This window comes from Pseudomonas sp. WP18, assembly GCF_036689585.1.
In the GTDB taxonomy this organism is placed as follows: Bacteria; Pseudomonadota; Gammaproteobacteria; order Pseudomonadales; family Pseudomonadaceae; genus Aquipseudomonas; species Aquipseudomonas chlororaphis_E.
Genome location: NZ_CP144758.1, coordinates 399171 through 425251, shown reverse-complemented (window position 1 = coordinate 425251; position 26081 = coordinate 399171). Strand labels below are relative to the sequence as shown.

Sequence of the window (26081 nt, the reverse complement as noted above, 5' to 3'; positions counted from 1 at the left end):
GGGAGCCTGCGTTACTTGCCGGTAATCATCGGCAGATTCAGCCCCTGCTCCTTGGCGCAATCGATCGCGATCTGGTAACCGGCGTCGGCATGACGCATCACGCCGGTGCCCGGGTCGTTGTGCAGCACGCGGGCGATACGCTCGGCGGCTTCATCGGTGCCGTCGCAGACAATCACCATGCCCGAATGCTGGGAGAAGCCCATGCCCACACCGCCACCGTGGTGCAGCGATACCCAGGTCGCGCCGCTGGCGGTGTTGAGCAACGCATTGAGCAGCGGCCAGTCGGAGACAGCGTCGGAGCCGTCCTGCATGGATTCGGTTTCGCGGTTGGGGCTGGACACGGAACCGGAGTCCAGGTGGTCGCGGCCAATCACGATCGGCGCGGACAGCTCACCGCTGCGCACCATTTCGTTGAACGCCAGGCCCAACTTGGCGCGCTGACCCAGGCCGACCCAGCAGATACGCGCCGGCAGACCCTGGAAGCTGATGCGCTCGCGCGCCATGTCCAGCCAGTTGTGCAGGTGGGCGTCGTCAGGGATCAGTTCCTTGACCTTGGCGTCGGTCTTGTAGATGTCTTGCGGGTCACCCGACAGCGCCGCCCAACGGAACGGGCCGATGCCGCGGCAGAACAGCGGACGGATATAGGCCGGGACGAAACCGGGGAAGTCGAAGGCATTCTCGACACCTTCTTCCTGGGCCATCTGGCGGATGTTGTTGCCGTAGTCGAAGGTCGGCACGCCCATTTTCTGGAAGGCCAGCATGGCTTTGACGTGGACGGCCATCGATTGCTTGGCGGCTTTCACCACGGCGGCAGGTTCGGTCTTGGCACGGGCGCGGTATTCGTCCCAGGTCCAGCCGGCCGGCAGGTAACCGTTGAGCGGGTCGTGGGCGCTGGTCTGGTCGGTGACCATGTCGGGGCGCACTCCGCGACGGACCAATTCCGGCAGGATTTCAGCCGCGTTCCCACACAGCGCAATGGAAATCGCCTTGCCTTCGGCGGTGTATTTCTCGATACGGGCCAGGGCGTCGTCGAGGTCGGTGGCCTGCTCGTCGACGTAGCGGGTCTTGAGACGGAAATCGATACTCACCTGCTGGCACTCGATGTTCAGCGAGCAGGCACCGGCCAAGGTCGCGGCCAACGGCTGCGCGCCGCCCATGCCGCCCAGGCCGGCGGTCAGGACCCAGCGGCCCTTGAGGTTGGCGTCGTAATGCTGGCGACCGGCTTCGACGAAGGTTTCGTAGGTGCCTTGCACGATGCCCTGGCTGCCGATGTAGATCCAGCTGCCAGCGGTCATCTGGCCGTACATCGCCAGACCCTTGGCGTCGAGTTCGTTGAAGTGTTCCCAGGTGGCCCAGTGCGGCACGAGGTTGGAGTTGGCGATCAGTACGCGCGGGGCATTGCTGTGGGTCTTGAACACGCCCACTGGCTTGCCGGACTGCACCAGCAGGGTTTCGTCGTCATTCAGATGGGTGAGGCTTTCGACGATCTTGTCGTAGCACTCCCAGTTGCGTGCCGCGCGGCCGATGCCACCGTAGACCACCAGTTCCTTGGGGTTCTCGGCCACTTGCGGGTCGAGGTTGTTCATCAGCATGCGCAGCGGCGCTTCGGTCAGCCAGCTCTTGGCGGTCAGCGTGTTACCGCGAGGGGCGCGAATTTCAACGTCACGGTATTTTTCAGGTTTGCGGGTAGCGTCGGTCACAGCAAAAACTCCTCAGCGATCAATCCAGACCAGCCCGGCAGCGGGCAGCGATTTTGCGAACGTCGCGTTGAATGTCGTCACTCATACGCATACGTCTTTACTTGTATGTACAAGCATATGCAATCAAGCGGCCAACTTATCCAGGGCCTGTTCAGGAATCTTTTGAGAAATGGCTGGGAAGCGCGAATTTGAAGGGCTGCCAAGGCAGATTAAATTTTCGGCCGGGCGTTTTCAGGCGGGAAAGCAGTGGGTATACAGGCATGGTATTGCGCCACGCTGGGGCATTCGGTAACAAGTTGGTGCACACAGAAGACACGCTTTTTGTGGCGAGGGAGCTTGCTCCCGCTGGGCTGCGCAGCAGACCCAAAAAAAACAGGGCCGCTACGCGCCCCAGCGGGAGCAAGCTCCCTCGCCACCAAAGCCCTGTCGCAAGATATGTCAGTGAGCTGTCAGCTCAATCACGCAGCATTGGCCGTGGACAGTGACATCCATCAGCCCAGTGTTACCGCTCAGTTGCAAACAGTCGTAAAGACCCAGGCCCGCAGTGGTTTCGCCCACTTTGAGCGTCAGCCCCGGGGCCGCACTGAATATCAGCAGCGTCTGCGCCTCGCTGAAAAACCGTTGCTGGCCGCCCAGCCATTGCAGCCGTGCGCGGTAACGCTGTGGCGCGTAGATCAGGTTGAAGTCGCGAATCGGCCCGCCGAGCAAGGTGCAATGCACATGGCTCTCGCCACTGAACGCAAAGGGATCCAGCGGCCGCAGTGGCCGCGTGGCCTGGCCATCGACGCTCAGCGTCATGCCGTCACCCTGCAAGACACTGATAATCCGCTCGTAACCGGCGAACGTGGAAAAACCGCCAGACTCGCCAATATCGGCAATCGAGAGGCGCCAGCCGAAACCTTCCAGGCCGGTGCCGGCATCGCGGGTGATTTCCTCGGTGCTGCCACCGCCGTTCTTCCACGGCATGCGCGGATAATCCGCCGCGCGCAGGATCTTCAAGTCGCTCACTTATGAAACCGCCCTTCCAGACTGTGACGGGAACCGGGATGAATCAGCCGTGCCGCGGTCACCGGCTGACGCCCCGACCAGGTACGACGGCGGATCAACAGGCACGGCTCGCCCTTTTCGATCTGCAGCAACTTGCACTCATTCGGCTCGGCGAGAATCGCCTCGACCACGTGCTCGCCTTCAGTCAGCGGCGCGACCTGGTTCAGGTAGGCGTAGGGCGTTTGCAGGGTGAAGTCCTGCTTGAGGTATTCCGGCGCCACCAGCGCGTTGACGAAACGGTCCTCGATTTGCACGGGGATATCGTTTTCGAAATGCACGATCAACGAATGGAACACCTTCTGGCCTTCACGCATGTCCAGCGCCAGGGCCCGCTCGGAACCGGCGGCCTCTTCTTCCAGGGTGATGACCTTGCAGGTGTGGCGATGCCCACGGGAGGCGATCTCGTCGGCGATGTTGTGCACTTCGAACAAGGCAGACTGGCTCTTGGGTTCGGCCACGAACGTGCCGACGCCCTGCATGCGCACCAACAGGCCGTCGGCGGTCATCTCCCGCAAGGCCCGGTTGATGGTCATGCGGCTGAAACCCAACTGGCTGACCAGCTCGCTTTCCGACGGCACGCGGTAGTGCGGCGGCCAGTTTCCACTGTCGATCTGCTGGGTGATCATCTGTTTCACGCGGGCATACAAGGGCGCCGGGCTGTCACCCATGGTTGCGGCCAGCGGCGGTTTGGCAGGCGGAGTCGGCACGGCGGTTCCCTGTTCTGCAAATAAGAAGGCTAGCTTGCCGGAGTTTACCGGCCAGGCAAACGTCTGTATATGTATATACAAATTACGCACGATGAGGTTGAACCATGTCCGCCTTCTTTGCCGAACGCGCGCTGCTGCCTAGTGGATGGGCCAACGATGTACGCCTTGAGGTCAACGCGGCAGGCGTGCTGACCCATATCCAGGCCGATTCCCACGCAGACGGCGCCGAACGCCTGGCGGGGCCGCTGCTGCCGGGCATGCCGAACCTGCACTCCCATGCGTTCCAGCGCGCCATGGCCGGCCTGGCGGAAGTGGCGGGCAACCCCAACGACAGTTTCTGGACATGGCGCGACCTGATGTACCGGCTCGTCGGAAAAATCAGCCCCGACCAGCTCGGCATCATCGCCCGGCAGCTGTATATCGAAATGCTCAAGGCCGGCTACACCTCGGTCGCCGAATTCCATTATGTGCACCACGATACCGACGGCACGCCTTACGCCGACCCGGCGGAACTGGCCTTGCGCATCAGCCAGGCCGCCAGCGATGCCGGGATCGGCCTGACGTTGTTGCCGGTGCTCTACAGCCATTCCGGTTTCGGCGGCCAGGCGCCCAATGACGGGCAGCGGCGCTTCATCAACAGTACCGAGAACTACCTCAAACTCCAGTCACGCTTGCAGCCGATCCTGGCCGGGCAACCCACCCAGGCCCTGGGTTTGTGCTTCCACTCCCTGCGTGCGGTGACACCTGAGCAGATCCGCGACGTGCTGGCGGCGAGCGATCGCCAGTGCCCGGTGCATATCCACATCGCCGAGCAGCAGAAGGAAGTCGACGACTGCCTGAGCTGGAGCGGCGCCCGGCCATTGCAATGGCTGTACGAAAACGTCGAGGTGGACCGGCGTTGGTGCCTGGTCCATGCCACCCACGCCAACGCCCACGAGGTCAGCCTCATGGCCAGGAGCCAGGCGATTGCCGGCCTGTGCCTGACCACCGAGGCCAACCTGGGCGACGGGATTTTTCCGGCCGTGGACTTCCTCGCCCAGGGCGGCCGGCTGGGCATCGGTTCCGACAGCCATGTGTCATTGAGCGTGGTGGAAGAACTGCGTTGGCTGGAATATGGCCAGCGCCTGCGGGATCAACGGCGCAACCGCTTGTATCGGACGGATCAGCCGATGGTCGGGCGGACTTTGTTCGATGCCGCGCTGGAAGGCGGCGCCGAGGCGCTGGGGCAACCGATCGGCGCCCTCGAAGTCGGCAAGCGTGCCGACTGGCTGGTACTCGATGGCCAGGACCCGTATCTCGCCACCGCGCAGGGCGACGGGATCCTCAATCGGTGGCTGTTTGCCGGCGGGGATCGCCAGGTTCGCGATGTAATGGTGGGCGGGAAATGGGTGGTGCGCGACGGTCGTCACGCCGCCCAAGAGGACAGCGCCCAGGCGTTTACCCAGGTGTTACGCGACCTGCTGGGCTGACACGGATAAACATGTGGGAGCGGGCTTGCTCGCGAAGGCGGTGTATCAGTCGACATAACCGTTGACTGATACACCGCCTTCGCGAGCAAGCCCGCTCCCACATTGGCTATTCGGAAGCAGTTAATCCGACGTCTTGGCCATCTGCCGATCCGACGCTCGCCAGATCAACCGTGTCGTGTCATAGCCCTGCTGGCGCGCCTTGCTCAGCAGCTCTTCGCGCACGACGCTGTTGACGGTGGGTGTGCGGGACAGCAACCACATGTAGCGGCGGCTCGGGTCGCCGACGATGGCGGTCTTGTAGTCGTCGCTGACGTACAACACCCAATACTGCCCTTTCGCCACGCCCGGCACGATCCGCGAGAACCAGTTGTCGAATTGGACCCAGAGCTTGTCGGTCTTGCCCTGCACCTGCGGCGTGGCGGTGCCACGGGCTTCTTCCCACTGCCAGTCCGAGGTCAGGCAGCGATTGAGCACGCCCACGTTGCCGTCAGGCTTGAGGGTGTAATGGGCTTCGGATTGCGCACAGTTGCGCTGGAAATACATCGGCAGGCGGGCCAACTCGTACCAGGTCCCTTGGTAACGCTTGAGGTTGACGCTGTGGACAGTCTTGGGCGCCAACGGGTCTTCGCCAGAAGTGGCACAGCCAGCCAAAACCAGACCGGCTAAAAGTACTAACAATAACCGCATTATTTTTCTCCCGCAGGCACCTAGCGGCCGACACAGGCCACTAGCCCCGGTTTACTTCAGGCCTTGGCCGGAAAACATCAACACTTTGTCACCGGCGTACTGCACGCTGATAAAGCTTTTCTGGTCGCCCCAGGTGCAACTGGACATGCCAAGCGCGCCCGAGCAATCGGTCGGTTTCCCCAGCAACGCTTCGACTTCGGCCTTGGGCATGCCGGCTGACAGCTTCGAATAGTTTTCCTGGTTGACCTTGCTGCATGCCGTCAATACGACGCACACGAACAACAGGGCGATAGAGCGCAGTGACATGGTGTAACTCCTGGAACGGAAGGGGGTGGCTAGGGTGCCAACCAGAACCTTAGAAGAGAAAACCCTCTTCTGGTTCCCCGACAACCCCAGTATTTATTGGCCTCGGATGCGCCGTTTCGTCGGTAAATCAATCAGTTTGTGACGGTGTTGGCCATTTCGTCGGGATCGCGGCACCGGGCGCTGATCCTTAGCGCCCGCCGGCCGATAAAAAGAGCAGCGCAAAGCCCTGCGTTATGGCAAATTGCCTCCCTTCCTGACCAGCTCCTCTGCGGTAGCGCTCTTAATGACCAGAAACATGAAATTCAGCCACAAAATCCTGCTGGCTGCCGCCCTCGTGGTAGCCGTTGCATTCGCCTGTTTCATCCTGTTCAACGACTACCGTCAGCGCCAGAGCCTGAACAGCAGCACCGAAACCACCATGCAGGAACTCGGCAGCCTGACCAGTCGCAACATCCAGACCTGGGTCGAAGGACGCATCCAGTTGCTGCAATCGCTGGCCCAGCAGATAGCCATCGACGGCAACAGCGCCGCCAGCCTCAAGCGCGCCGTCGACCTGCCGGCCTACACGGGCAACTTCCAGCTCAGCTATTTCGGCGGCACCGACGGCGTGATGTTCTCGGTCCCGGCCGGCAACCGTCCCGCCGACTACGACCCTCGCGCCCGTGGCTGGTACAAGGCCGCCAACAGCGCCCAGCAGACCATCGTCACCGAACCCTACATCGCCGCCTCGTCGGGCAAGCTGGTGATCACCGTCGCCACTCCGGTGCAGCGCCAGAACCAGATGATCGGCGTGGCCGGGGCGGACATCGACCTGTCCAGCGTCAGCGCCATCATCAACTCGCTGAACTTCGGCGGCCACGGTCATGCGTTCATCGTCAGCGCCGAAGGCAAGATCCTGATCCACCCGGACAGCAAGCGTGTACTCAAGACCCTGGCCGAGGCCTACCCTAACGGTGCACCGCAAGTCAGCCCCGGCATGAAGGAGGTCGAACTCGACGGCAAGACCCAGTTCATCTCCTTCACCCGCGTCAATGGCGTGCCGGGCGCAGACTGGTACGTGGCGCTGGTACTGGACAAGGACACCGCCCTGGCGATGCTCAGTGAGTTCCGCACCTCGGCGCTGATCGCCATGGCCATCGCCGTGGTGTTCATCATCGCCCTGCTGGGCATGCTGATCCGTGTGTTGATGCAACCGCTGCTGACCATGGGTCGCGCCATGCATGACATCGCCGAAGGCGAAGGCGACCTGACCCGGCGCCTGACCATCCACGGCCACGATGAATTCGGTGCACTGGGCGTGTCGTTCAACCGTTTCGTCGAGCGCATCCATACCTCGATCCGCGAAGTGGCGTCGGCCACCGGCCAGGTCAACGAAGTTGCCCTGCGCGTGGTCAGTGCGTCCAATTCCTCGATGTTCAACTCCGACCAGCAGGCTTCGCGCACCAGCAGCGTCGCCGCGGCCATCAACCAGCTCGGCGCCGCCGCCCAGGAAATCGCCCAGAACGCCGCGCTCGCTTCGCAGCATTCCAGCGACGCGCGCAACCTGGCTGAAGAAGGCCAGCATGTGGTGGACAAGACCATCACCGCCATGCAGCAGTTGTCCGCCAAGATCAGCGATTCGTGCGGCAACATCGAGACCCTGAACAGCAACACAGTGAACATCGGCCAAATCCTCGAGGTGATCACCAGCATTTCCCAGCAAACCAACCTGCTGGCCCTGAACGCCGCCATCGAGGCCGCCCGGGCCGGAGAAGCCGGTCGAGGCTTTGCAGTGGTGGCCGACGAAGTGCGCAACCTGGCTCACCGCACCCAGGACTCGGCGCAGCAAGTCCAGAAGATGATCGAAGAACTGCAAGTCGGCGCGCGCGAGGCGGTGCTGACCATGACCGACAGCCAGCGCCAGAGCGAAAGCAGCGTCGGCATCGCCAACCAGGCCGGCGAACGCCTGGGCAGCGTGACCCAGCGTATCGGTGAAATCGACGGCATGAACCAGTCCGTCGCCACCGCCACCGAAGAACAGACCGCGGTGGTGGAGTCGATCAACGTCGACATTTCCGAGATCAATACGCTGAACCAGGAAGGCGTGGAAAACCTGCAAGCCACGTTGCGGGCCTGCACCGACCTCGAACAGCAGGCGGCGCGGCTCAAGCAGTTGGTGGGCAGTTTCCGGATCTAGCGCTCTTGCGGGCCCTTTCGCGAGCAAGCCCGCTCCCACAGTTGACCGTGTTCCGTCAGAGGAAACGCAATCAGTTGTAGGAACGGGCTTGCTCGCGAAGGCGGCATCCGCCTCACCGCAAAATCAGAATTTTGACCCCGGCTCTTTCAGAAACGCCACTTCCTCAGCCGTAGATTCTCTTCCCAACACCCCATTGCGATGGGGAAACCGTCCAAACCGGGCAATGATCCTCTGGTGCCGCTCGGCATAATCCAGGTTGTCTTCAAACACCGCCCGCTGCGCTTCAGGCTGTTCTCGAACCAGGTCGATAAACCGTGACACGGCTTCGTTCTGCACCGCGAGGTTTTCGCAGTGTTCGAGTACGAGATAGATGAATACGCGCTGGATCGACTTGAGTTGTCGGTCGAACCCCGCCGCCAGGCCTTGGGCTACCAGTGCTTGGGCACGCAGATCGCCGGAAAAGCTTTTAGGGGTGTCGCGATAGATCATCCGCGGGAGTTGATCCAGTAGCAGTACCAGGGCCAGCCAACCTTCCGGGCGTTGCGCCCAGTCGACCAATCCGCCGGCCAGTGCCTGCTCGACCTGATCGCCGAAGCGCTCTTGCGCCTGGCGATCATGGCCTTTGCCAAACCACAGCTTGCCCTTGTCAGCCGCTATTTCGTCCGGCGTCTGGGCTGAACCAAACCACCAATCGAGTAACGGCTGCCAAGGCTCGGCCATGATTTACTCCTTGTGGTACGCCGTGGCGCGGGCGACTTCTTCCTTCGAACCGAGGAACACCGCCACGCGCTGGTGCAGGCCTTCAGGCTTGATGTCGAGGATCCGCTGGTGGCCGTCGGTGGAAGCGCCGCCGGCCTGCTCCACCAGGAACGACATCGGGTTGGCTTCGTACATCAGGCGCAGTTTGCCCGGTTTGGACGGCTCGCGGCTGTCGCGCGGGTACATGAACAGGCCACCGCGGGTCAGGATACGGTGGACGTCGGCGACCATCGCGGCGACCCAGCGCATGTTGTAGTTCTTTTTCAGCGGACCTTCCTCGCCAGCCAGCAATTCGCTGACGTAGCGTTGCACCGGGGCTTCCCAGTGGCGCTGGTTGGACATGTTGATGGCGAATTCCTGGGTGGATTCAGGAATGGTGATGTCTTCGTGGGTCAGTACGAAGCTGCCCATTTCGCGATCCAGGGTGAAACCCTTGACGCCGTCGCCCAGGGTCAGCACCAGCATGGTCTGCGGCCCGTAGATGGCATAGCCGGCAGCGACCTGCTGGGTGCCGGGTTGCAGGAACGCCTTTTCATTCAGGGCTTCGTTCTGGCTCAGGTATTCGTTCGGGCAACGCAGTACCGAGAAGATGGTGCCGACCGGCGCGTTGATGTCGATGTTCGACGAACCGTCCAGCGGGTCGAACACCAGCAGGTAGGCACCCTTGGGGTATTTGCCCGGGATCTGGTAGGCGTTGTCCATTTCCTCGGACGCCATGCCGGCCAGGTGACCGCCCCATTCGTTGGCTTCGAGCAGGATCTCGTTGGAGAGCACGTCGAGCTTCTTCTGCACTTCACCCTGCACGTTTTCGGTGCCCATGCTGCCCAGGACACCACCCAGGGCGCCTTTGGAGACGGCGTGGCTGATCTCCTTGCACGCACGCGCCACCACTTCGATCAAAAAGCGCAGATCGGCAGGGGTATTGTTGCTGCGGGTCTGCTCAATCAAATAGCGACTCAAGGTAACGCGGGACATGGACGGCTCCGAAGAATAGGGGGCGGAAAAACCAGCGCAGTTTAGCGCGAGTCGGGACTTAATTCCTCCTATGAGACGGGATAAGGAGGATTGAGTTCACAGGGTGACGATGGCTTGCAGATCGCCTGCCTGCCGGGGCGAGCACCTTCGCGAGCGAGCCCGCTCCCACAGGCGACCCAATTGTCCTGTCGAACAGGGCCAAATGTAGGGCGGGCTCGCTCGCGAATCAGGCGACTCGGTGCTCAGTCATGCCCATCCTCAGGACTTGACCGGCGGCTTGCGCAGCAAGCTGAACGCCATCGCCCCGAGGAACAACACACTGAGCAGCAACACCGCCCACAAGCCGATTTTCTTCCAGGAGGGGTCGACTGGCGCAGGCGCGGCGGCCGGTGCGGCCACCGTGGTGGAGGTGGTCACTGCGCTCACGGTCGCCGAACCCAGGGCGGCCAAGCGCGCGGGGCGATAATCCGGCACCAGGGTGGTCAGCGGCAGGCTCGCGGCCTTCACCGTCGCACTGCCCAGAGCCAGGCTGTAGGGCCCCTCGCCACGCGCCAGGAACACCACCTGGGTCGGGCGCACGGCAAAACGCAGGGCCGGCGCTTCGGTGCCGAGGCCTCCGCCCCGCTCGTCCACCGTCAGCTTCAATTGCTGCACGGTCTGGCCAGAGAACTGCAACTGGTTCTGCTGCACATCCTGGCCGTTCTGGGTCAGGCGATACAGCAGGCCACTGCCCATCGGTTGCCACGGCTGGCTGCTTTCACGCCGCCCCGCCAGGGTCACCGGCGCCAGGCTGTTGGCCTGGCTCAGCTCGACCTGCACCTCCTCGATCTCCAACCCCATGGGCAGTTGCCAGGTGTATTCACCGGCCTTGAGGGTGGTGCCGGCCAAAGGCTGCGACCAGACCAATGGCAACGGCAGGCTCTCGTGGCGGGTGCTCTGCAACTGGGCCGACGTCAGCACCGGTGCGGAGGACGGTGAATCCCACAACAGGCGCAGGTAACGCGCCGGTTGCCCCGGCAGGTTGACCTCATGCTGTTCGACCCGCTCATCGGCAAAGGTCAGGCGCGCCACCTGGCCATCACCCCAGGACTGCCAGTGCTGCAAGTCGTCGCTGGCCTCGATGGTGAAGCGCTGGAAACCGTCGCGCTCGCTGGTCCAGTCGAGGATCAACTGCTGCAACGGTGCCTTGATCGCACTGGCGTCCAACAGCCAGCCACGCAGTTCTTCCTCACCGGCTTCAAGGCGGCTGGATGGCTGGACTTCTACCAGCGTGCCATTGGCATTCGATTGCACCCGCACGCTGGGGGCGCGCTCGTTGTCATCGGCGGCGTTGTACAGGGGGAACCACTTTACGTCGGTGAGGGTGCGGTTTTCCCGGCTTTGGGCCGACTCGCGCACCAAGGCATAAGCCTGGGGCTGCCCGGCGGCGTTGAACACCCGCAAGTCGCTCAAGTCGGCCTGCCGCGCCTGCAGTTGCACGTCCAAGGGCAATGACAGGCGATACCACGGCCCCTCACCGCTCAAGGCCAAGGGCACCTGGTGGGCAAAATCCGCCGGTTGCTCCTGGGCGGTGGCCGACAAGGCCACCCACAACCCCACCACACCCAGCCCGATCCGATTCAACGTGCGACTCAAGATGACACTCCCTCACTGACAGGTATTGGCGGTTCGGTCGATTCGACCGCTTCCGAGCGTTTGGGTGGCAGCGGCGCGAAGTAGCCGACCACCAACAGCAACACGCCCACACCGATGAACGACACGATCCGCGCCAGACCGCCGCGGTTACTCAACTCGACAAAGAACAACTTGGCGACCACCACCGCGATCAACGCCGCGCCGACCAGCCAGACCTCGCGACGATGCCGCAGGTGCCCGCCGATCATCAGACCCAGGGCAATCAGGGTCCAGACGATGGACAGCCCGGCCTGCACGAACATGGAGTCGAGCAGGGCGTCCAGTTCGAACGGTACGCCGATCCAGTGGTGAGCGCTGCGCATCACCACGGCGGTGAAGAACGCGAACAGCGACAGCCCGGCGAGCAACTGAGCGACATGCTCGGCATGGGCCCAACGAAGCTTCAATTGCGCCACCGCGCTGCGCGCCCACACGTAGACCCCGAACAAGGCAAACAGCAGGCCCAGTTCCAACGGATTGAGCAGCGGCACATAAGGCAAGGGCTGCGCCGTACCATCGCTGAAGGTGTTCGCCAGCCAGAACCAACCGAGCATCAACAGCGCCAGGGGCGCCGCCGCATAGAGACGATATTCACGCGGCTGGGCCGCCACCGGCCATGGCCAGGCCCGCGGCGAGGCCATCAGCACCAGATACAGGCTCGGCAGGATCGCCCAGCCCAGCCAACGCCAGGCGTTGTACGCTTCGGAGAGCAACAGCAGACCGTAGCGCAACTCCAGCGCCAGCACGCCGATCAGCAGCCAGGCGCCGAGCACATGGGCGGTGCTGCGAACCTGGGCCGGCAGCGTCGGCGCCAGACGCTTGAGAGACAGGAAATGCACGGCGAACACCGCCAGCCAGGCCAGCCAGCCAAACTCCGCGGCTGGGTGATAGCGGTTGTGCCAGCTCGCCACCAGCACACAGCCCGCCGCCGGAATCAGCAAGGTGCAGAGCACGCCCAGCGCCGGCCACTTCAAGCGCAGCGACAACAAGGCCCACACCGCGACACTGGCAGCCGCGACCACCAGCAGCAGGTTGCCCGACAGGTGCGCCGGGGCGAACCGCAGCACTTCGCTGACCCAAGCCAACGCCCACCAACCGGCGCCCCAGACCAGCAGCAGCTCGGACAAACGCCGCAGGCTCAAGGCTTCGAACACCGCCGCCGCTTGCCCTCGCTGCAAGCGCCAGGCGCCGACCAGCGCCGCCAACCCTAATACCAGCGGCGTCCAGAACCCGCCATGGGCCAGGGGACGCAGGCCCTCGGCGTCGAGCGGCCCGAGCAATGCCGGCCCCGCCGTGAGAAACGCCGCGCCACCGAGCAATTGCAACAACAGGCCGAAGACAAAGCTGGCGCGCTGCTTCAGGTACAGGCTCAGCCAGATGATCAACAGGCCACTGGCGGCCCACACACCGCTCGCCGTTCGCCACGGCAGGACGAACAGCACGGCGAGGTTGATCAACACCAACCCTGCCAACAACACCACCGACAACCCACGCAGCAGGCGTACATCGTTGCGCACCATGTCGTCACGCGCCGCCAGCAACATGCCGCCAATCAAGGCCAGGCCGATCAGTGAGGCGCTGAGCAAACCACTCCAGCCGGCACTGAACACCGCCGTTGAATCACCCTCGGCGCCTTGCAGGCGCATCAGGAACAGCGCACCGCCCAGCAGTTGCACGGCAAACGCGGTGAACAGGAAGCTGCGCGAGTGCAGGCGCAAGCCCACGAACAACGTTGCCAGCCCCGCCAGGGCCCAGGCGATGGCCGTGCCGTGGGCAAAGAAAAACAGCGGCGCTAACAGATAGAGGAAAGACAGCCCCAGCACGGCCAGCACCGGCAAGCCTCGACGCTCCCAGGGCGAGGCCTGCTGTGGTTCGGCCTGGCGCAATTGGTAGAAGGTAAACAGCAACGCAGCGCCCAACATCAGGGCGCCCAACGGCGCGCCGTCGAGCAGGCTGCTTGCGCCGACGCGCAGTTCACTGACGAACGCCAGCGCCGCGCCCAGTTGCAACAACACGGCGAAGGCACGGGCGACGGGTCGTTGCTGACGCAGGCCCAACCAGAAGATCCCCGCGCCCTCCACCGCCCAGGCCGCCGATGTCCAACGGGCATCGAGGCCCAGGGGAATGGCCAGGCTGGCAAAGATCACCCCCAGGGCCAGGCACGTCTCGGCCAGCAACAAGGCCCGGCCGCCCATCAGGACACGCGCCAGGCCCATGTAGATCATGCCCAGGGCCAGGGCACTGAAAGCGGCGGCGAATTCCAGGTGCTGGACCAGCACGAATTGCAGGCCGAAGCCCACCAGCGGCGGGCCGAACAGCATCGTGCCATCGACGTAATCGCCCTTGTGCGCCGACCAGCGCAGCAACGCTTCACGGCTGCCGTCAGCGGGGGCGTCGCTCATCTCCAGGAGTTTGCGCCGGGTGAACAGCAAGCCGATCGCCAGGTACATGAGGAAGAAGACAACCAGGAACGGCTCGGTGCTCAAGAGCAGTTCCGGTGTATAGGAGCGCAGCCCCCAGGCGATGCCGATGCCGAACGTGCCGACAAAACCGATCAGGTTGAGCAGGCGCCAGGCCTTGAACCAGGCGATCGCCAGGATGCCGGCATTGAGCAGGATGAAATAACTGAACAGTGCGACGTGATTGCCGCTGCCGGTAGATGTCAGGATCGGTGCGGCAAACCCGCCCAGCGCGGCGGCGGCCGCCAGGCCCAAGGCGTTCTGGGTCACCGCCAGGATCGCCGAGAACACCGTGACCGCCACCAACAGGCCCAGGGCCGCCTTGGCGTCGAGCAGCGGGTGCAAGCGCATGGCGGCGAACACCGTGAGGTAGAGCACCGCGATCCCGGTGCCTTGCAGCATCAACGCATAGCCATTGTTGCGTTGGCGCAACCACCAGCCCAGGCCCAGCAGGCCCAGGGCACTGGCGGCAACGCCGGCATACCGCAGCTCGATGGGCACCACCATGCCTTCGGTGGCATAGCGCAGCAGGAACGCCAGGCCGAGGAACAACAGCACCACGCCAACCCGCAGCACCGTGTTGCCGCCGAACAGCCAGTTGCGCGCGCCCGCCAAGGCCCGCTCGATGAGATTCGGCCCACGGGGCGCCGCCGGTTGCGCGATGACCGGCTCCACGGGCTCGGACGCCACTGGGCGGTCTTGCCGCCGACTGACGGGCGCAGGCGCCCAGACATCGTCGGGCAACGGCTGGCTGGCCTCGGCAGCCATCGCGGGAGCGGAAATGGGTTCGAGATCAGCCGGCAGTTCCCAGACCAGTTCCGGTTCGGCCTTAACCTCGGGCTCCGGTGCCCGGGCCACGATGATTTCCGGCGCCGGCACCGTGGCCGGTTCGCTCGGCCCCGGGGCGCGATGGTGCTCGAACAGGGCCAGGCGCTGCTCCAGCGTGTCGAGGGCCTGCTGGGTCTTGCGCAGCAGGTTCTGCTGTTCGGCCGCCTGGGCTGCCAGGCGGCTCAGGCGAAACCCCTGGGCAATGCCGAGCCCCACCAGCGCGCCTATCAGCGCGTCGGCGAACGACTCATCCACCACCCAGCCGAGTGCCAGGCCTAACAGCGTCAAGATCCATTGCATGGTCGATATCCCTAAGCGGCCCGTTGCGGGCATAACCGGGGCGATGCGGTGCCTGGCTCAGTCCAGTGAAAACCACACCATCTCATGTGGGAGCGGGCTTGCTCGCGAAGGGGGTGTGTCAGGCAATGACGATGTTGCCTGGCATACCGCCTTCGCGAGCAAGCCCGCTCCCACATTGGATGGGTGACACTGCAATAGATGAGCCCAGTCACACAGCCCGGCGAAACTGGCGCCTAGTATATCGACGAAGCCCAGTCGCCGTTGGGCTTCGCTCACATTTCTTACAGCAAACGCTACTCCAGGGCTTTCCAGATGTCGGTGGCGTACTCACGGATGGTCCGGTCCGAGGAGAACCAGCCCATGCGCGCGGTGTTGAGCACCGCCGAGCGCCACCACTGTTTGGAGTCGTGCCAGCGCTCTTCGACCTTGGCCTGGGCATCCCAATAGGCATCGAAATCGGCGCAGACCAGGAAGCGGTCGTAGTCGATCAGCGAATCCACCAGCCCGGTGTAGCGCATCGGATCGTCCGGCGAGAACACCCCGCCACGAATCGCCTGCAGCACATCGTTGAGGCGATGGGACGCGGCGATGTCCGGCGCGGCGCTGAATTCGCCATTGCGCTTGCGCGCTTCCACCTGCTCGGCCGTCAGGCCGAAGATGAACATGTGCTCACCCCCCACCCGCTCATGCATCTCCACATTGGCGCCGTCCATGGTGCCGATGGTCAACGCCCCGTTGAGGCCGAACTTCATGTTACTGGTGCCCGACGCCTCGAAACCGGCGGTGGAGATCTGCTCCGACAAATCCGCCGCGGGAATGATGCTTTCGGCCAGGCTGACGTTGTAGTTGGGCAAGAACACCACCTTGAGCAGGCCGCGCACGGTCGGATCGTTGTTCACCACCCGGGCGATGTCGTTGGTGAGCTTGATGATCAGCTTGGCCTGGTGGTAACTGGCAGCGGCCTTGCCGGCGAAGATCTTCACCCGAGGTACCCAATCCACTTCCGGCTCGGCGCGGATGGCCTGGTAAAGCGCCACGGTGTGCAGCAGGTTGAGCAACTGGCGCTTGTACTCGTGGATGCGCTTGACCTGCACGTCGAACATCGCCGCCGGGTTCACGGCGATACCCAGTCGCTCGTGGATCAGGTAGGCCAGAGCCTTCTTACTGTGCAGGCGCTGCTCGGCGAACTGCTTGCGGAACGCCGGCTTATCGGCAAACGGCTCCAGTTCGATCAAGCGCTCCTCGGGGTTGTCGAGCACGCTCGGGCCGAGGGCATCGACCATCATCGAGGTCAATTCGGCGTTGGCCTGGAATAGCCAACGGCGGAAGGTGATGCCGTTGGTCTTGTTATTGATCCGTTCGGGGTAAAGCTTGTGCAGCTCGGAGAACACCGTGCTGCGCATCAGTTGGGTGTGCAAGCCGGACACCCCGTTGACGCTGTGGGAACCGAGGAACGCCAGGTTGCCCATGCGCACCCGCCGACCATTGTCCTCTTCGATCAGCGACACCGAGCGCAGCACATCGAAGTCATGCACGCCCTTGGCCCGCAGCGAATCGATGTGCTGGGCATTGATCAGGTAGATGATCTGCATGTGCCGGGGCAGCATGCGCTCCATCAACCCGACCGGCCAGGTTTCCAGGGCTTCGGGCAGCAGTGTGTGGTTGGTGTAGGACAGCGTGTCCTGGGTGACTTGCCAGGCCGCGTCCCACGCCACGTCGTAGACGTCCACCAATTGGCGCATCAACTCCGCCACGGCGATCGACGGGTGGGTGTCGTTGAGCTGGATCGCCGCGTGGTCGCCCAGGGTCAGCACCGAGGTGTGCATGTTGCGATGACGGCGCAGCAAATCCTGCAACGATGCCGCGACAAAGAAGTATTCCTGGCGCAGGCGCAGTTCCTGGCCGGCCTCGGTGCTGTCGGCGGGGTACAGCACGCGGGAGATACTTTCGGCCCGAGCCACTTCCGCCACCGCGCCCAGGTGGTCGCCGGCGTTGAAGCGCTCCAGGTGCAGGTCTTCCATGGCGCGGGCCCGCCACAGGCGCAGGGTGTTGACGCTGGCGCCACGCCAGCCGACCACCGGCGTGTCATAGGCAATGGCCCGCACGGTTTCGGCCGGGGACCAGACTTGCCGGGTCTTGCCGGTGTCGTCGGTCACGGTCTCGACGCTGCCGCCAAAACCGATTGGATAGACCACCTCAGGCCGCTCGAACTCCCACGGGTTGCCGAAATCCAGCCAATGTTCCGTCTGTTCCTGCTGCCAGCCATCCACCATCGCCTGGCGGAACAGGCCGTGCTCATAACGAATACCGTAGCCATGGCCGGCGATGCCCAGGGTCGACATGCTTTCCATGAAGCACGCCGCCAAGCGCCCCAGGCCACCGTTGCCCAGCGCCGCATCGGGCTCCAGCAGGCGGATGCGCTCCAGATCCACGCCCAGCTCGGTCAGGGCCTCACGCGCGGTGTCCAGCAGACCAAGGTTGCTCAGGCTGTCGTAGAGCAAGCGGCCGATGAGGAATTCCAGGGAGAGGTAATAGACCCGCTTCTGGCCCTTGCGATAGATCTGTCGCGTATGGTCCATCCAGTGGTCGACCATGTGGTCGCGGGCGGCAAGGGCAATGGCTTCGAACCAGTCATGATCAAACGCGTGATCCGGGTCCTTGCCGACGGCGTAAGTGAGTTTGGTCAATACGGCATCGCGAAATGCAGCCACTTCGGCTTCGCGAACAAGTGGTTCTTGAGTCATTGATGAAGACCTCGAACGAGCAGGGAATTGTCTGAGCCTAGTCGGTCTGACAGACGGCACAGGCGCAGGTTCGGTGGTTTTTCCTCCCGTGCCGGAGAATCGCCGCCAGAGAATTGCCGGATGGACGAATGAATGCAGGGGCCGTGCCGGTCTGGGGCGCCTCGTCTCGAATGAAAAAAAACCGGCAGATGGTCGTTCAAAATTTCACCAGTCCCGGTATGATCGCGCGCCCTGATACACGCCGGTACACCCTCATGATGAAGCCCAACCTGATCGCCGCCGCGGAGATCGACCGACTCGATACCTGGGCCAAGTATTCCGCCCCGATGTGCGGTTCCTGCGTATCGAGCTGCTGCACGCTGCCGGTGGAGGTCAAGATCAAGGACCTGATCCGGATTGGCATCGTCGACGAGTTCGAGCTCGGCGATCCGCCGAAGAACATCGCCAAACGCCTGCAAAAGGAAGGGATCGTCGAGCGCTACAACCAGAAATCGGAAATCTTCACGCTCCAGCGCATGAGCAACAACGATTGCCTTTATCTGGACCGCAAGAGCCGCCTGTGCACCATTTATGACAAGCGCCCGGACACTTGCCGCAACCATCCGCGGATCGGGCCACGGCCAGGTTACTGCGCGTACAAGCCCAAGGAAGTGGAGCGCGAGCGTAATCCGCGGACGCTGGATCGGTTTTGATCCGCTGATGTTTCAGCGGTGCCTGGGCTGACGCTATCGCGAGCAAGCTCGCTCCCACCTGGACAGCGCTGAACCCTGTGGGAGCGAGCTTGCTCGCGATGAGGCCGAATAGGCGCTAAAAAATCACAGGCATAAAAAAACGCCCCCGATCTCACGACCGGGGGCGTTTTTCATTCAGCCGAGGCTAAAAGATCAGTTCTTGGCTTTCTTGGCAGCGCGGGTACGCTCGCCTTCGTCCAGGATCTTCTTGCGCAGGCGAATCGACTTCGGCGTCACTTCGCACAGCTCGTCGTCCTGGATGAATTCCAGGGCCTGTTCCAGGGTGAAGCGAACAGGTGGAACCAGGGCGATGGTTTCGTCTTTACCCGAAGCACGCATGTTGTCGAGCTTCTTGCCCTTGGTAGGGTTGACGCCCAGGTCGTTGTCACGGCTGTTCAGGCCAACGATCTGGCCGTTGTAGATTTCCTGGCCGTGTTCGACGAACAGCTTGCCACGCGCCTGGAGGGTTTCCAGGGAGTAGGTCAGCGCCTTGCCGGTTTCTACCGAGACCAGTACACCGTTCTGACGGCCGGACATGTGGCCGGACTTCATGGTGTCGTAGCGGTCGAAGATCGAGGTCAGGATGCCAGCACCGTTGGTCAGGGTCAGGAACTGGTTACGGAAACCGATCAGGCCACGAGCAGGGATGTTGTATTCCAGGCGTACACGGCCCTTGCCATCCGGGGACATGTTGGTCAGGTCGCCCTTACGCAGGCCCATTTCTTCCATGACCTTGCCCTGGGATTCTTCAGGGATGTCGATGGTGACGTTCTCGAACGGTTCCTGCTTGGTGCCGTTGACTTCGCGGATGATCACTTCAGGACGGCCCACGGCCATTTCGAAGCCTTCGCGACGCATGGTTTCGATCAGTACCGACAGGTGCAGCTCACCACGACCGGAAACCTTGAACTTGTCGGCCGAGTCGCCTTCTTCAACGCGCAGTGCCACGTTGTAGAGCAGCTCCTTGTCCAGACGCTCCTTGATGTTACGGCTGGTCACGAACTTGCCTTCCTTACCGCAGAATGGCGAGTCGTTGACCTGGAAGGTCATGGAAACGGTTGGCTCGTCGACGGTCAGCGGCTTCATCGCTTCGACAGCGGTCGGGTCGCACAGGGTGTCGGAGATGAACAGCTCTTCGAAGCCGCTGATGCAGACGATGTCGCCGGCGGCTGCTTCTTCGACGTCCACACGGTGCAGGCCGTGGTGGCCCATCAGCTTCAGGATACGGCCGTTGCGCTTCTTGCCTTCGGTGTCGATGGCGACGACCGGGGTGTTCGGCTTGATACGACCGCGGGCGATACGGCCAACACCGATCACACCCAGGAAGCTGTTGTAGTCCAGGGCAGAGATCTGCATCTGGAACGGACCGTCACGGTCAACGGCAGGGGCCGGTACGTTGTCGACGATCGACTGGTACAGCGGGGTCATGTCTTCAGCCATGGCGGTGTGGTCCAGACCGGCAATGCCGTTCAGGGCCGAGGCGTAGACGACCTGGAAGTCCAGTTGTTCGTCGGTGGCACCGAGGTTGTCGAACAGGTCGAAGATCTGGTCCAGGACCCAGTCAGGACGCGCGCCCGGACGGTCGACCTTGTTGATCACGACGATTGGCTTCAGACCGGCTTCGAACGCCTTCTTGGTCACGAAGCGGGTTTGCGGCATCGGGCCGTCCTGGGCATCGACCAGCAGCAGTACGGAGTCGACCATCGACATCACGCGCTCTACTTCACCGCCGAAGTCGGCGTGGCCCGGGGTGTCCACGATGTTGATGTGGTAGCCATTCCAGTTGATGGCGGTGTTTTTCGCCAGGATGGTAATACCGCGCTCTTTTTCCTGGTCGTTGGAGTCCATCACGCGCTCGTCGTTGAGCTCGTTGCGCTCCAGGGTGCCGGATTGACGCAAGAGTTTGTCTACCAGGGTGGTCTTACCATGGTCAACGTGGGCAATGATGGCGATGTTGCGTAGATTTTCGATCACTTGTGTATCTCGATCAGAGGATTCGGTGTGCTGACAGGACGTGACAGCGATTTACGTTGAGTCCGACAAAGCCGTTACAGCTTGCCGGCGGCGTCGGGGGGCCGGTGACGCAGGCCACAGGCAAACAGCCCCGGGCACTTAGCTCGGTCGATAAACGCGCACATTGGCATGCCCCTCACTGAGCAAATGGTGGGCATGCAGGCGACTCATCACGCCTTTGTCGCAATACAGCAGGTACTGGCGAGTAGGGTCCAGTTCCTTGAAACGCGCGTTCACTGCATAGAACGGCATCGTTTGTACCTCGATGCCGGCGATCTCCAGCGGGTCGTCTTCAGCGTCATCCGGGTGACGGATGTCGATGATGATCTGACCGGCCAGCGCTTCGCCGACTTCTTCAACCTGAATGTCCTGGCCCAGTTCATCGATCACGCGATCGATCGGCACCAGCCTGGCATTTTCGAGCGCACGCTCGAGAATCGCCATGTCGAATTCTTTCTCTTCATGCTCCACCCGCCCGCGCTTGGCCGCCGTCTTCGGGTTGACCGAGATGACCCCGCAGTACTCCGGCATGTGCCGGGCGAAATCGGCGGTGCCGATCTCGATGGCCGTGTCGATGATGTCCTGCTTGTGGCTGGCGATCAGCGGGCGCAGCACGAGTTTTTCGGTGACGCAGTCGATCACCGACAGGTTCGGCAGCGTCTGGCTGGAGACCTGGGAGATCGCCTCGCCCGTGACCAGCGCATCGATGTGCAGGCGGTCGGCGATGCTCGACGCGGCACGCAACATCATACGCTTCAAAATGACGCCCATATGACTGTTGTCGACTTTACCGAGAATCTCGCCCAGCACTTCTTCGAATGGCACGCTCACAAATAGCACACGCTGGGAGCTGCCGTACTTCTTCCAGATGAAGTGCGCCACTTCCATCACGCCCAGCTCATGGGCACGTCCGCCCAGGTTGAAGAAGCAGAAATGCCCCATCAAGCCGCGACGCATGATCTGGTAGGCGGCGACCGTGGAGTCGAAACCGCCGGACATCAGCACCAGGGTCTGCTCCAGCGAACCCAGCGGGTAACCGCCAATGCTGTCGTGCTGGCTGTGGATGACGAACAGCCGCTGGTCGCGAATCTCGATGCGCACTTCGACCTGCGGGTCCTTCAATGAAATACCGGCGGCGCCGCACTGCTGGCGCAACTGGCTGCCCACGTACTTCTCCACGTCCATCGAACTGAACGGGTGCTTGCCGGCACGCTTGCAACGCACCGAGAAAATCTTGCCGGCCAGCGCATCACCGTAATGGAGCTTGCACTTGGCGAGGATGTCGTCGAAATCCCCCAGCGGGTATTCGTCCACCTGCAGGAAATGCGCGATGCCCGGCATGCAGCTCAGACGCTCGGTCATCTCCTTCAGGATCTTGGGTTCGCTGACACGGGTTTCCAGCTCGAGGTTGTCCCACACGCCATTCACCACCACAGCCGGATCCAGGTCACGGAGCACGGCACGGATGTTCTTGGCCAACTGGCGGATGAAACGCATCCGGACCGGGCGGCTCTTGATGGTGATTTCGGGGAAGACTTTTACGATTAGTTTCATGAAAACAGCGCGCGAACGGCCAGCCGAAAAAGGGGGGCGCGGATTATAGCGGAAATTGCTCAAGGTTTAACCAGTTAATGTGAAGATGGTTTTGCATGCACCAAAACAGGTCAAGCCCTCCTTAAAACGCCACTTTGCGGTGCATCATTGTCGGACAATCTGCGGTTTCTGGCTGGAAAAGCGTGGATTTGGTGCAAAAAACCCATTGCTGGGGCACTGGCATGCAAATTGCTCCCTTGTGAGGCAGGTTGCCTTGGCAGAGTATTCGCGCCGGCATCACCCATATCTTAGGGCACACCATTACCCGCCCGAAGCCACCCGGAGGACATATGTCGAAGTCGGTTCAACTCATCAAAGATCATGACGTCAAGTGGATTGATCTGCGCTTCACTGACACCAAAGGCACTCAACATCACGTGACCATGCCGGCCCGTGATGCCCTGGACGACGATTTCTTCGAAATCGGCAAGATGTTCGACGGTTCCTCCATCTCCGGCTGGAAAGGCATCGAAGCCTCCGACATGATCCTGATGCCGGACGACGAAACCGCCGTCCTGGATCCATTCACCGAAGAGCCGACCCTGATCCTGGTTTGCGACATCATCGAGCCTTCGACCATGCAAGGCTATGACCGCGACCCTCGCGCCATCGCCCACCGCGCCGAGGAATACCTGAAGTCCACCGGTATCGGCGACACCGCTTTCTTCGGTCCGGAGCCTGAGTTCTTCATTTTCGACTCGGTCAAATTCAAGTCCGACATCTCCGGTTCCATGTTCAAGATCTTCTCCGAACAAGGTTCGTGGATGTCCGACCAGGACGTGGAAGGCGGCAACAAAGGCCACCGTCCAGGCGTGAAAGGCGGCTACTTCCCAGTACCACCGTTCGACTTCGACCACGAAATCCGTACCTCCATGTGCAACGCACTGGAAGAAATGGGCCAGACCGTCGAAGTTCACCACCACGAAGTGGCGACTGCCGGCCAGAACGAAATCGGCGTGAAATTCAACACGCTGGTCAAGAAGGCTGACGAAGTCCAGACCCTCAAGTATGTCGTCCACAACGTAGCCGACGCCTACGGCCGCACCGCGACCTTCATGCCCAAGCCTCTGTACGGCGACAACGGTTCGGGCATGCACGTCCACGTGTCGATCTCCAAAGACGGCAAGAACACCTTCGCTGGCGAAGGCTATGCCGGCCTGTCGGACACCGCCCTGTACTTCATCGGCGGTATCATCAAGCACGGTAAGGCTCTGAACGGCTTCACCAACCCGTCGACCAACTCCTACAAGCGTCTGGTCCCAGGCTTCGAAGCACCGGTCATGCTGGCCTACTCGGCTCGCAACCGTTCCGCCTCGATCCGTATCCCATACGTGAACAGCCCTAAAGCCCGCCGCATCGAAGCCCGCTTCCCGGATCCGGCTGCCAACCCATACCTGGCCTTCGCTGCACTGATGATGGCCGGCCTGGACGGTATCCAGAACAAGATCCACCCTGGCGATGCCGCCGACAAGAACCTGTATGACCTGCCGCCTGAAGAGGCCAAGGAAATCCCACAGGTGTGTGGCAGCCTGAAAGAAGCCCTGGAAGAGCTGGACAAGGGCCGCGCGTTCCTGACCAAGGGCGGCGTATTCAGCGACGACTTCATCGACGCTTACATCGCACTGAAAAGCGAAGAAGAAATCAAGGTTCGCACCTTCGTACACCCACTGGAATACGAGCTGTACTACAGCTGCTGATCCGGTAGCGTCGCCCCACGCGGCGTGAAATAAAAAGAGGCCTCCTTCCGGGAGGCCTTTTTTATGGGCGCAGATTACGGGCATGATGGCTGACCTCCCTCCTCCAAGACGAGACTGCCCATGACGCTGCGCTTCACGCTTGGCCTTGCCCTTTGCGCCGTGGTGCTGGCCAGCACCGCCCAAGCCGCTCCCGCCCCGGATGCTCTTACACCGCTGCTCAATGCCATAGGCGAACGCATCGCCATCGCCGATCAGGTAGCGCTGAGCAAATGGGACACTCATAAACCCGTGGAAGACCGCCAGCGCGAGCGCGAGGTCATTGCCGCCGCCGTCGCCCAGGCACCGGCCTACAAGCTCACGGCCGACACCGTGGAAGCGTTCTTCAGTGCCCAGATAGAAGCCAACAAAATGGTGCAATACATCGACCTGTCCGACTGGGCCCTGGCAGGCAAGGCACCGGACCTGCCGCGCCCTGACCTGGTGGGAGAGATCCGCCCGCAACTCGATCGACTGCAAAAGCGCCTGCTGCAACAACTGGCTGACTTCGCCCCCTACCGCACCGACCCGCAGTGCCCGCAATGGCTGGCCCGCGCCACCCACAATGACAAACAGCACCCAGTGCACCGACTCGCCCTGATCCGGGCGACCGGGGAGCTGTGTACAGCCCCAAAAGCCTGAAACACACCCCTTACCCTGTGGGAGCGGGCTTGCTCGCGAAAGCAGTGTGTCAGTTGACATCCACGTTGCCTGACACTGCACCTTCGCGAGCAAGCCCGCTCCCACAAGGGCTCTACAACAACTTGGGCCATCCGCCCTCCCTGACCTATGCTGCTAACCGACATATTCAATTCTCGGTTGGTTTTATGGGGCGCGTTTTTTCAGGAATGCTGTTGTGGCTGCTGACACTGCCGGCGGTCGGGCAGATTTATAAATATACCGACGCCGAGGGCAACACCGCCTACAGCAACCAGCCGCCCCAAGGCGTACCGGCCCAGACGGTGGAACTGCCGCCGCTCAACAGCATCGAGCGCCAGCCCGCCGCCAGCCCGGACACACCGCCAGCCCCAGCGCAGAGGAATGAGCCACGCAATGCCTACGAGATGCTTGAACTGACGGACATCCCCAGCGAGGAGGCCCTGCGCGCCAACAACGGCACCTTTACCGTGGGCGTGCGGACGCAGCCAAGGCTGCAAAGCCCGCATCTGTTTCGACTGCTGGTGGACGGCCAACCCTATGGCCAGCCCACCAACGTGCCACGCCTGCAAGTGGTGAACATCGACCGGGGCGAGCACAGCCTGGCGGTGCAAGTCATCGACGGGGACAACCTCGTGCAGCAGAGCGACACCGTCACCTTCACTGTGCAGCGGGTTCACCAGCCATGATTCGCGGCTGGCTCACGTTGGGCCTGGCGCTGGCCGCGTTGCCGGGGATGGCGCAGGTCTATACCTACGTCGACGCCCAAGGCAATCGTGTCTTCACTGACCAGCCCCGCCCCGGCAATGCCCGGAAAGTCGAGCTCTCGCCCGGCAACCGAATGCCCACGCCACCCAAGGGCACGCCCGCGATGCCCGCCAAAGAAGCCTCGCCCGAGCCGCTGTTTCATTACGAAATGCTCCGCCTGCTGATCCCCGAGCCGGACGCCACGATACGCAGCACTGAAGGGGCGCTAATCGTCAGCGTCACCAGCGAACCCGGCTTGAAGAAAGGCCATCGCTACCGCCTGCTGCTCGACGGCCAGCCCACCGGGGCCGCGGGTACGAGCCCGGTGTTCGCCCTGGACAATGTCGATCGCGGCACCCATCACCTGGCGGTAGAGATCCTCGACGAGCAAGACCGCATCCTCGAACGCACGGCCAACCAGCCTTTCCACATGCAGCGCATGTCCCTGGCGCAAAAGCGCCGCATCAAGCCGTGCGTCATGGCCGACTACGGTCAACGCCCGGAATGCCCGCTCGCCGAAAAACCCGAAGAAGAAAGCAGCATCCTGCCGTTCTTCTAACCTCGTTCAGGTTGGCGCACTATATTGGTGCGTCAATCTGCCCGCTTCCCGGATTCCAGCCCATTTTGGTTCGAAAGTACCCGTAGAAGCTGGCAGAACGCCACGCAAGAGGGCGCAAAAAGGCCTCTTTAGGGCTCTAAACGCTTCTTTTCAGAGCCTTGGTTTGGTTTTTGCATTTTCCTCGTACCGGCGCGTCATACGCGTGCCTGCTACGCTC

At 62.3% G+C, this 26081-nt stretch carries 19 protein-coding genes; 7 read left to right on the top strand and 12 right to left on the bottom strand.

The annotated features are described in order from the left end of the window. Nucleotides 1-11 precede the first annotated feature (11 nt). The 3 genes from hutU to hutC all read right to left on the bottom strand — a co-directional run bounded on the left by hutU (nt 12) and on the right by hutC (nt 3415). Nucleotides 12-1700 carry a urocanate hydratase gene (hutU, locus tag V5F23_RS01825; protein ID WP_042732200.1) on the bottom strand — a complete coding sequence of 563 codons (1689 nt, stop codon included), beginning with the start codon at nt 1698-1700 and terminating at the stop codon, nt 12-14. 438 nt (nt 1701-2138) lie between these two features. After that, nucleotides 2139-2708 (bottom strand): HutD family protein, encoded by a 570-nt coding sequence (locus tag V5F23_RS01820; protein ID WP_338497398.1) that lies wholly within the window; start codon nt 2706-2708, stop codon nt 2139-2141. Continuing rightward, nucleotides 2705-3415 carry a histidine utilization repressor gene (hutC, locus tag V5F23_RS01815; protein WP_172679745.1) on the bottom strand — a complete coding sequence of 237 codons (711 nt, stop codon included), beginning with the start codon at nt 3413-3415 and terminating at the stop codon, nt 2705-2707. Before hutC ends, V5F23_RS01820 begins: the two co-directional genes overlap by 4 nt. Before the next feature lie 143 nt (nt 3416-3558). Between hutC and V5F23_RS01810 the strand changes: the two genes are divergently transcribed. After that, on the top strand, nt 3559-4923 hold the full coding sequence (locus V5F23_RS01810; RefSeq protein WP_338497396.1) for a formimidoylglutamate deiminase: 1365 nt from the start codon (nt 3559-3561) through the stop codon (nt 4921-4923). Nucleotides 4924-5043: 120 nt separating this feature from the next. Here V5F23_RS01810 and V5F23_RS01805 read toward each other — a convergent pair whose 3' ends face one another. Both V5F23_RS01805 and V5F23_RS01800 read right to left on the bottom strand, forming a co-directional pair. Further along, nucleotides 5044-5613: a lipocalin family protein gene (locus V5F23_RS01805; RefSeq protein ID WP_042730860.1), complete on the bottom strand. Its 570-nt coding sequence runs from the start codon at nt 5611-5613 to the stop codon at nt 5044-5046. A gap of 48 nt (nt 5614-5661) precedes the next feature. Beyond that, nucleotides 5662-5916: a lipoprotein gene (locus V5F23_RS01800; RefSeq protein ID WP_042730859.1), complete on the bottom strand. Its 255-nt coding sequence runs from the start codon at nt 5914-5916 to the stop codon at nt 5662-5664. Between the two features lie 283 nt (nt 5917-6199). On the opposite strand from V5F23_RS01800, the gene V5F23_RS01795 reads away from it, so the two are divergent. After that, entirely contained in the window at nt 6200-8092 is a 1893-nt protein-coding gene (locus V5F23_RS01795; RefSeq protein WP_199925083.1) for a methyl-accepting chemotaxis protein, read from the top strand. A gap of 123 nt (nt 8093-8215) precedes the next feature. Here the strand turns inward: V5F23_RS01795 and V5F23_RS01790 are convergent, their stop codons facing one another. From V5F23_RS01790 to V5F23_RS01770, 5 genes are all read right to left on the bottom strand, one after another. Continuing rightward, on the bottom strand, nt 8216-8812 hold the full coding sequence (locus tag V5F23_RS01790; protein ID WP_042730857.1) for a DUF924 family protein: 597 nt from the start codon (nt 8810-8812) through the stop codon (nt 8216-8218). A 3-nt stretch (nt 8813-8815) separates the two neighbouring features. Next, the gene (locus tag V5F23_RS01785) at nt 8816-9826 is read right to left on the bottom strand and encodes a class 1 fructose-bisphosphatase (protein WP_042730856.1); all 1011 of its coding nucleotides are present in this window, start codon (nt 9824-9826) and stop codon (nt 8816-8818) included. A 258-nt stretch (nt 9827-10084) separates the two neighbouring features. Next, on the bottom strand, nt 10085-11461 hold the full coding sequence (locus V5F23_RS01780; protein WP_042730855.1) for a DUF3999 domain-containing protein: 1377 nt from the start codon (nt 11459-11461) through the stop codon (nt 10085-10087). Further along, nucleotides 11458-15087, bottom strand: coding sequence for a DUF2339 domain-containing protein (locus V5F23_RS01775; RefSeq protein WP_123579386.1), 3630 nt, complete (start codon nt 15085-15087; stop codon nt 11458-11460). The genes V5F23_RS01780 and V5F23_RS01775 overlap by 4 nt, the downstream gene beginning before the upstream one ends. Before the next feature lie 293 nt (nt 15088-15380). Beyond that, nucleotides 15381-17831, bottom strand: a complete 2451-nt coding sequence (locus V5F23_RS01770; RefSeq protein ID WP_047736161.1) for a glycogen/starch/alpha-glucan phosphorylase — start codon at nt 17829-17831, stop codon at nt 15381-15383. A gap of 254 nt (nt 17832-18085) precedes the next feature. Here V5F23_RS01770 and V5F23_RS01765 point away from each other — a divergent pair, with 254 nt between their 5' ends. Continuing rightward, complete coding sequence (locus V5F23_RS01765) at nt 18086-18523, top strand: YkgJ family cysteine cluster protein (RefSeq protein ID WP_042731318.1); 438 nt, start codon at nt 18086-18088, stop codon at nt 18521-18523. A 192-nt stretch (nt 18524-18715) separates the two neighbouring features. On the opposite strand, the gene typA is transcribed toward V5F23_RS01765, so the two are convergent. After that, nucleotides 18716-20536, bottom strand: a complete 1821-nt coding sequence (gene typA / locus V5F23_RS01760; RefSeq protein WP_042731310.1) for a translational GTPase TypA — start codon at nt 20534-20536, stop codon at nt 18716-18718. 138 nt (nt 20537-20674) lie between these two features. Further along, the gene (thiI, locus tag V5F23_RS01755) at nt 20675-22129 is read right to left on the bottom strand and encodes a tRNA uracil 4-sulfurtransferase ThiI (RefSeq protein ID WP_042731311.1); all 1455 of its coding nucleotides are present in this window, start codon (nt 22127-22129) and stop codon (nt 20675-20677) included. Nucleotides 22130-22458: 329 nt separating this feature from the next. Between thiI and glnA the strand changes: the two genes are divergently transcribed. The 4 genes from glnA (at nt 22459) to V5F23_RS01735 (ending at nt 25864) form a co-directional block, all read left to right on the top strand. Continuing rightward, the gene (gene glnA, locus V5F23_RS01750; RefSeq protein ID WP_024778072.1) at nt 22459-23865 is read left to right on the top strand and encodes a glutamate--ammonia ligase; all 1407 of its coding nucleotides are present in this window, start codon (nt 22459-22461) and stop codon (nt 23863-23865) included. A 120-nt stretch (nt 23866-23985) separates the two neighbouring features. Then, nucleotides 23986-24543, top strand: a complete 558-nt coding sequence (locus V5F23_RS01745) for a chorismate mutase (RefSeq protein ID WP_042731313.1) — start codon at nt 23986-23988, stop codon at nt 24541-24543. A gap of 185 nt (nt 24544-24728) precedes the next feature. After that, a complete protein-coding gene (locus V5F23_RS01740; RefSeq protein ID WP_042731314.1) occupies nt 24729-25247 on the top strand; it encodes a DUF4124 domain-containing protein in 519 nt (172 codons plus the stop codon). Beyond that, complete coding sequence (locus V5F23_RS01735) at nt 25244-25864, top strand: DUF4124 domain-containing protein (protein WP_338497392.1); 621 nt, start codon at nt 25244-25246, stop codon at nt 25862-25864. Before V5F23_RS01740 ends, V5F23_RS01735 begins: the two co-directional genes overlap by 4 nt. The last annotated feature ends 217 nt before the right edge of the window (nt 25865-26081 follow it).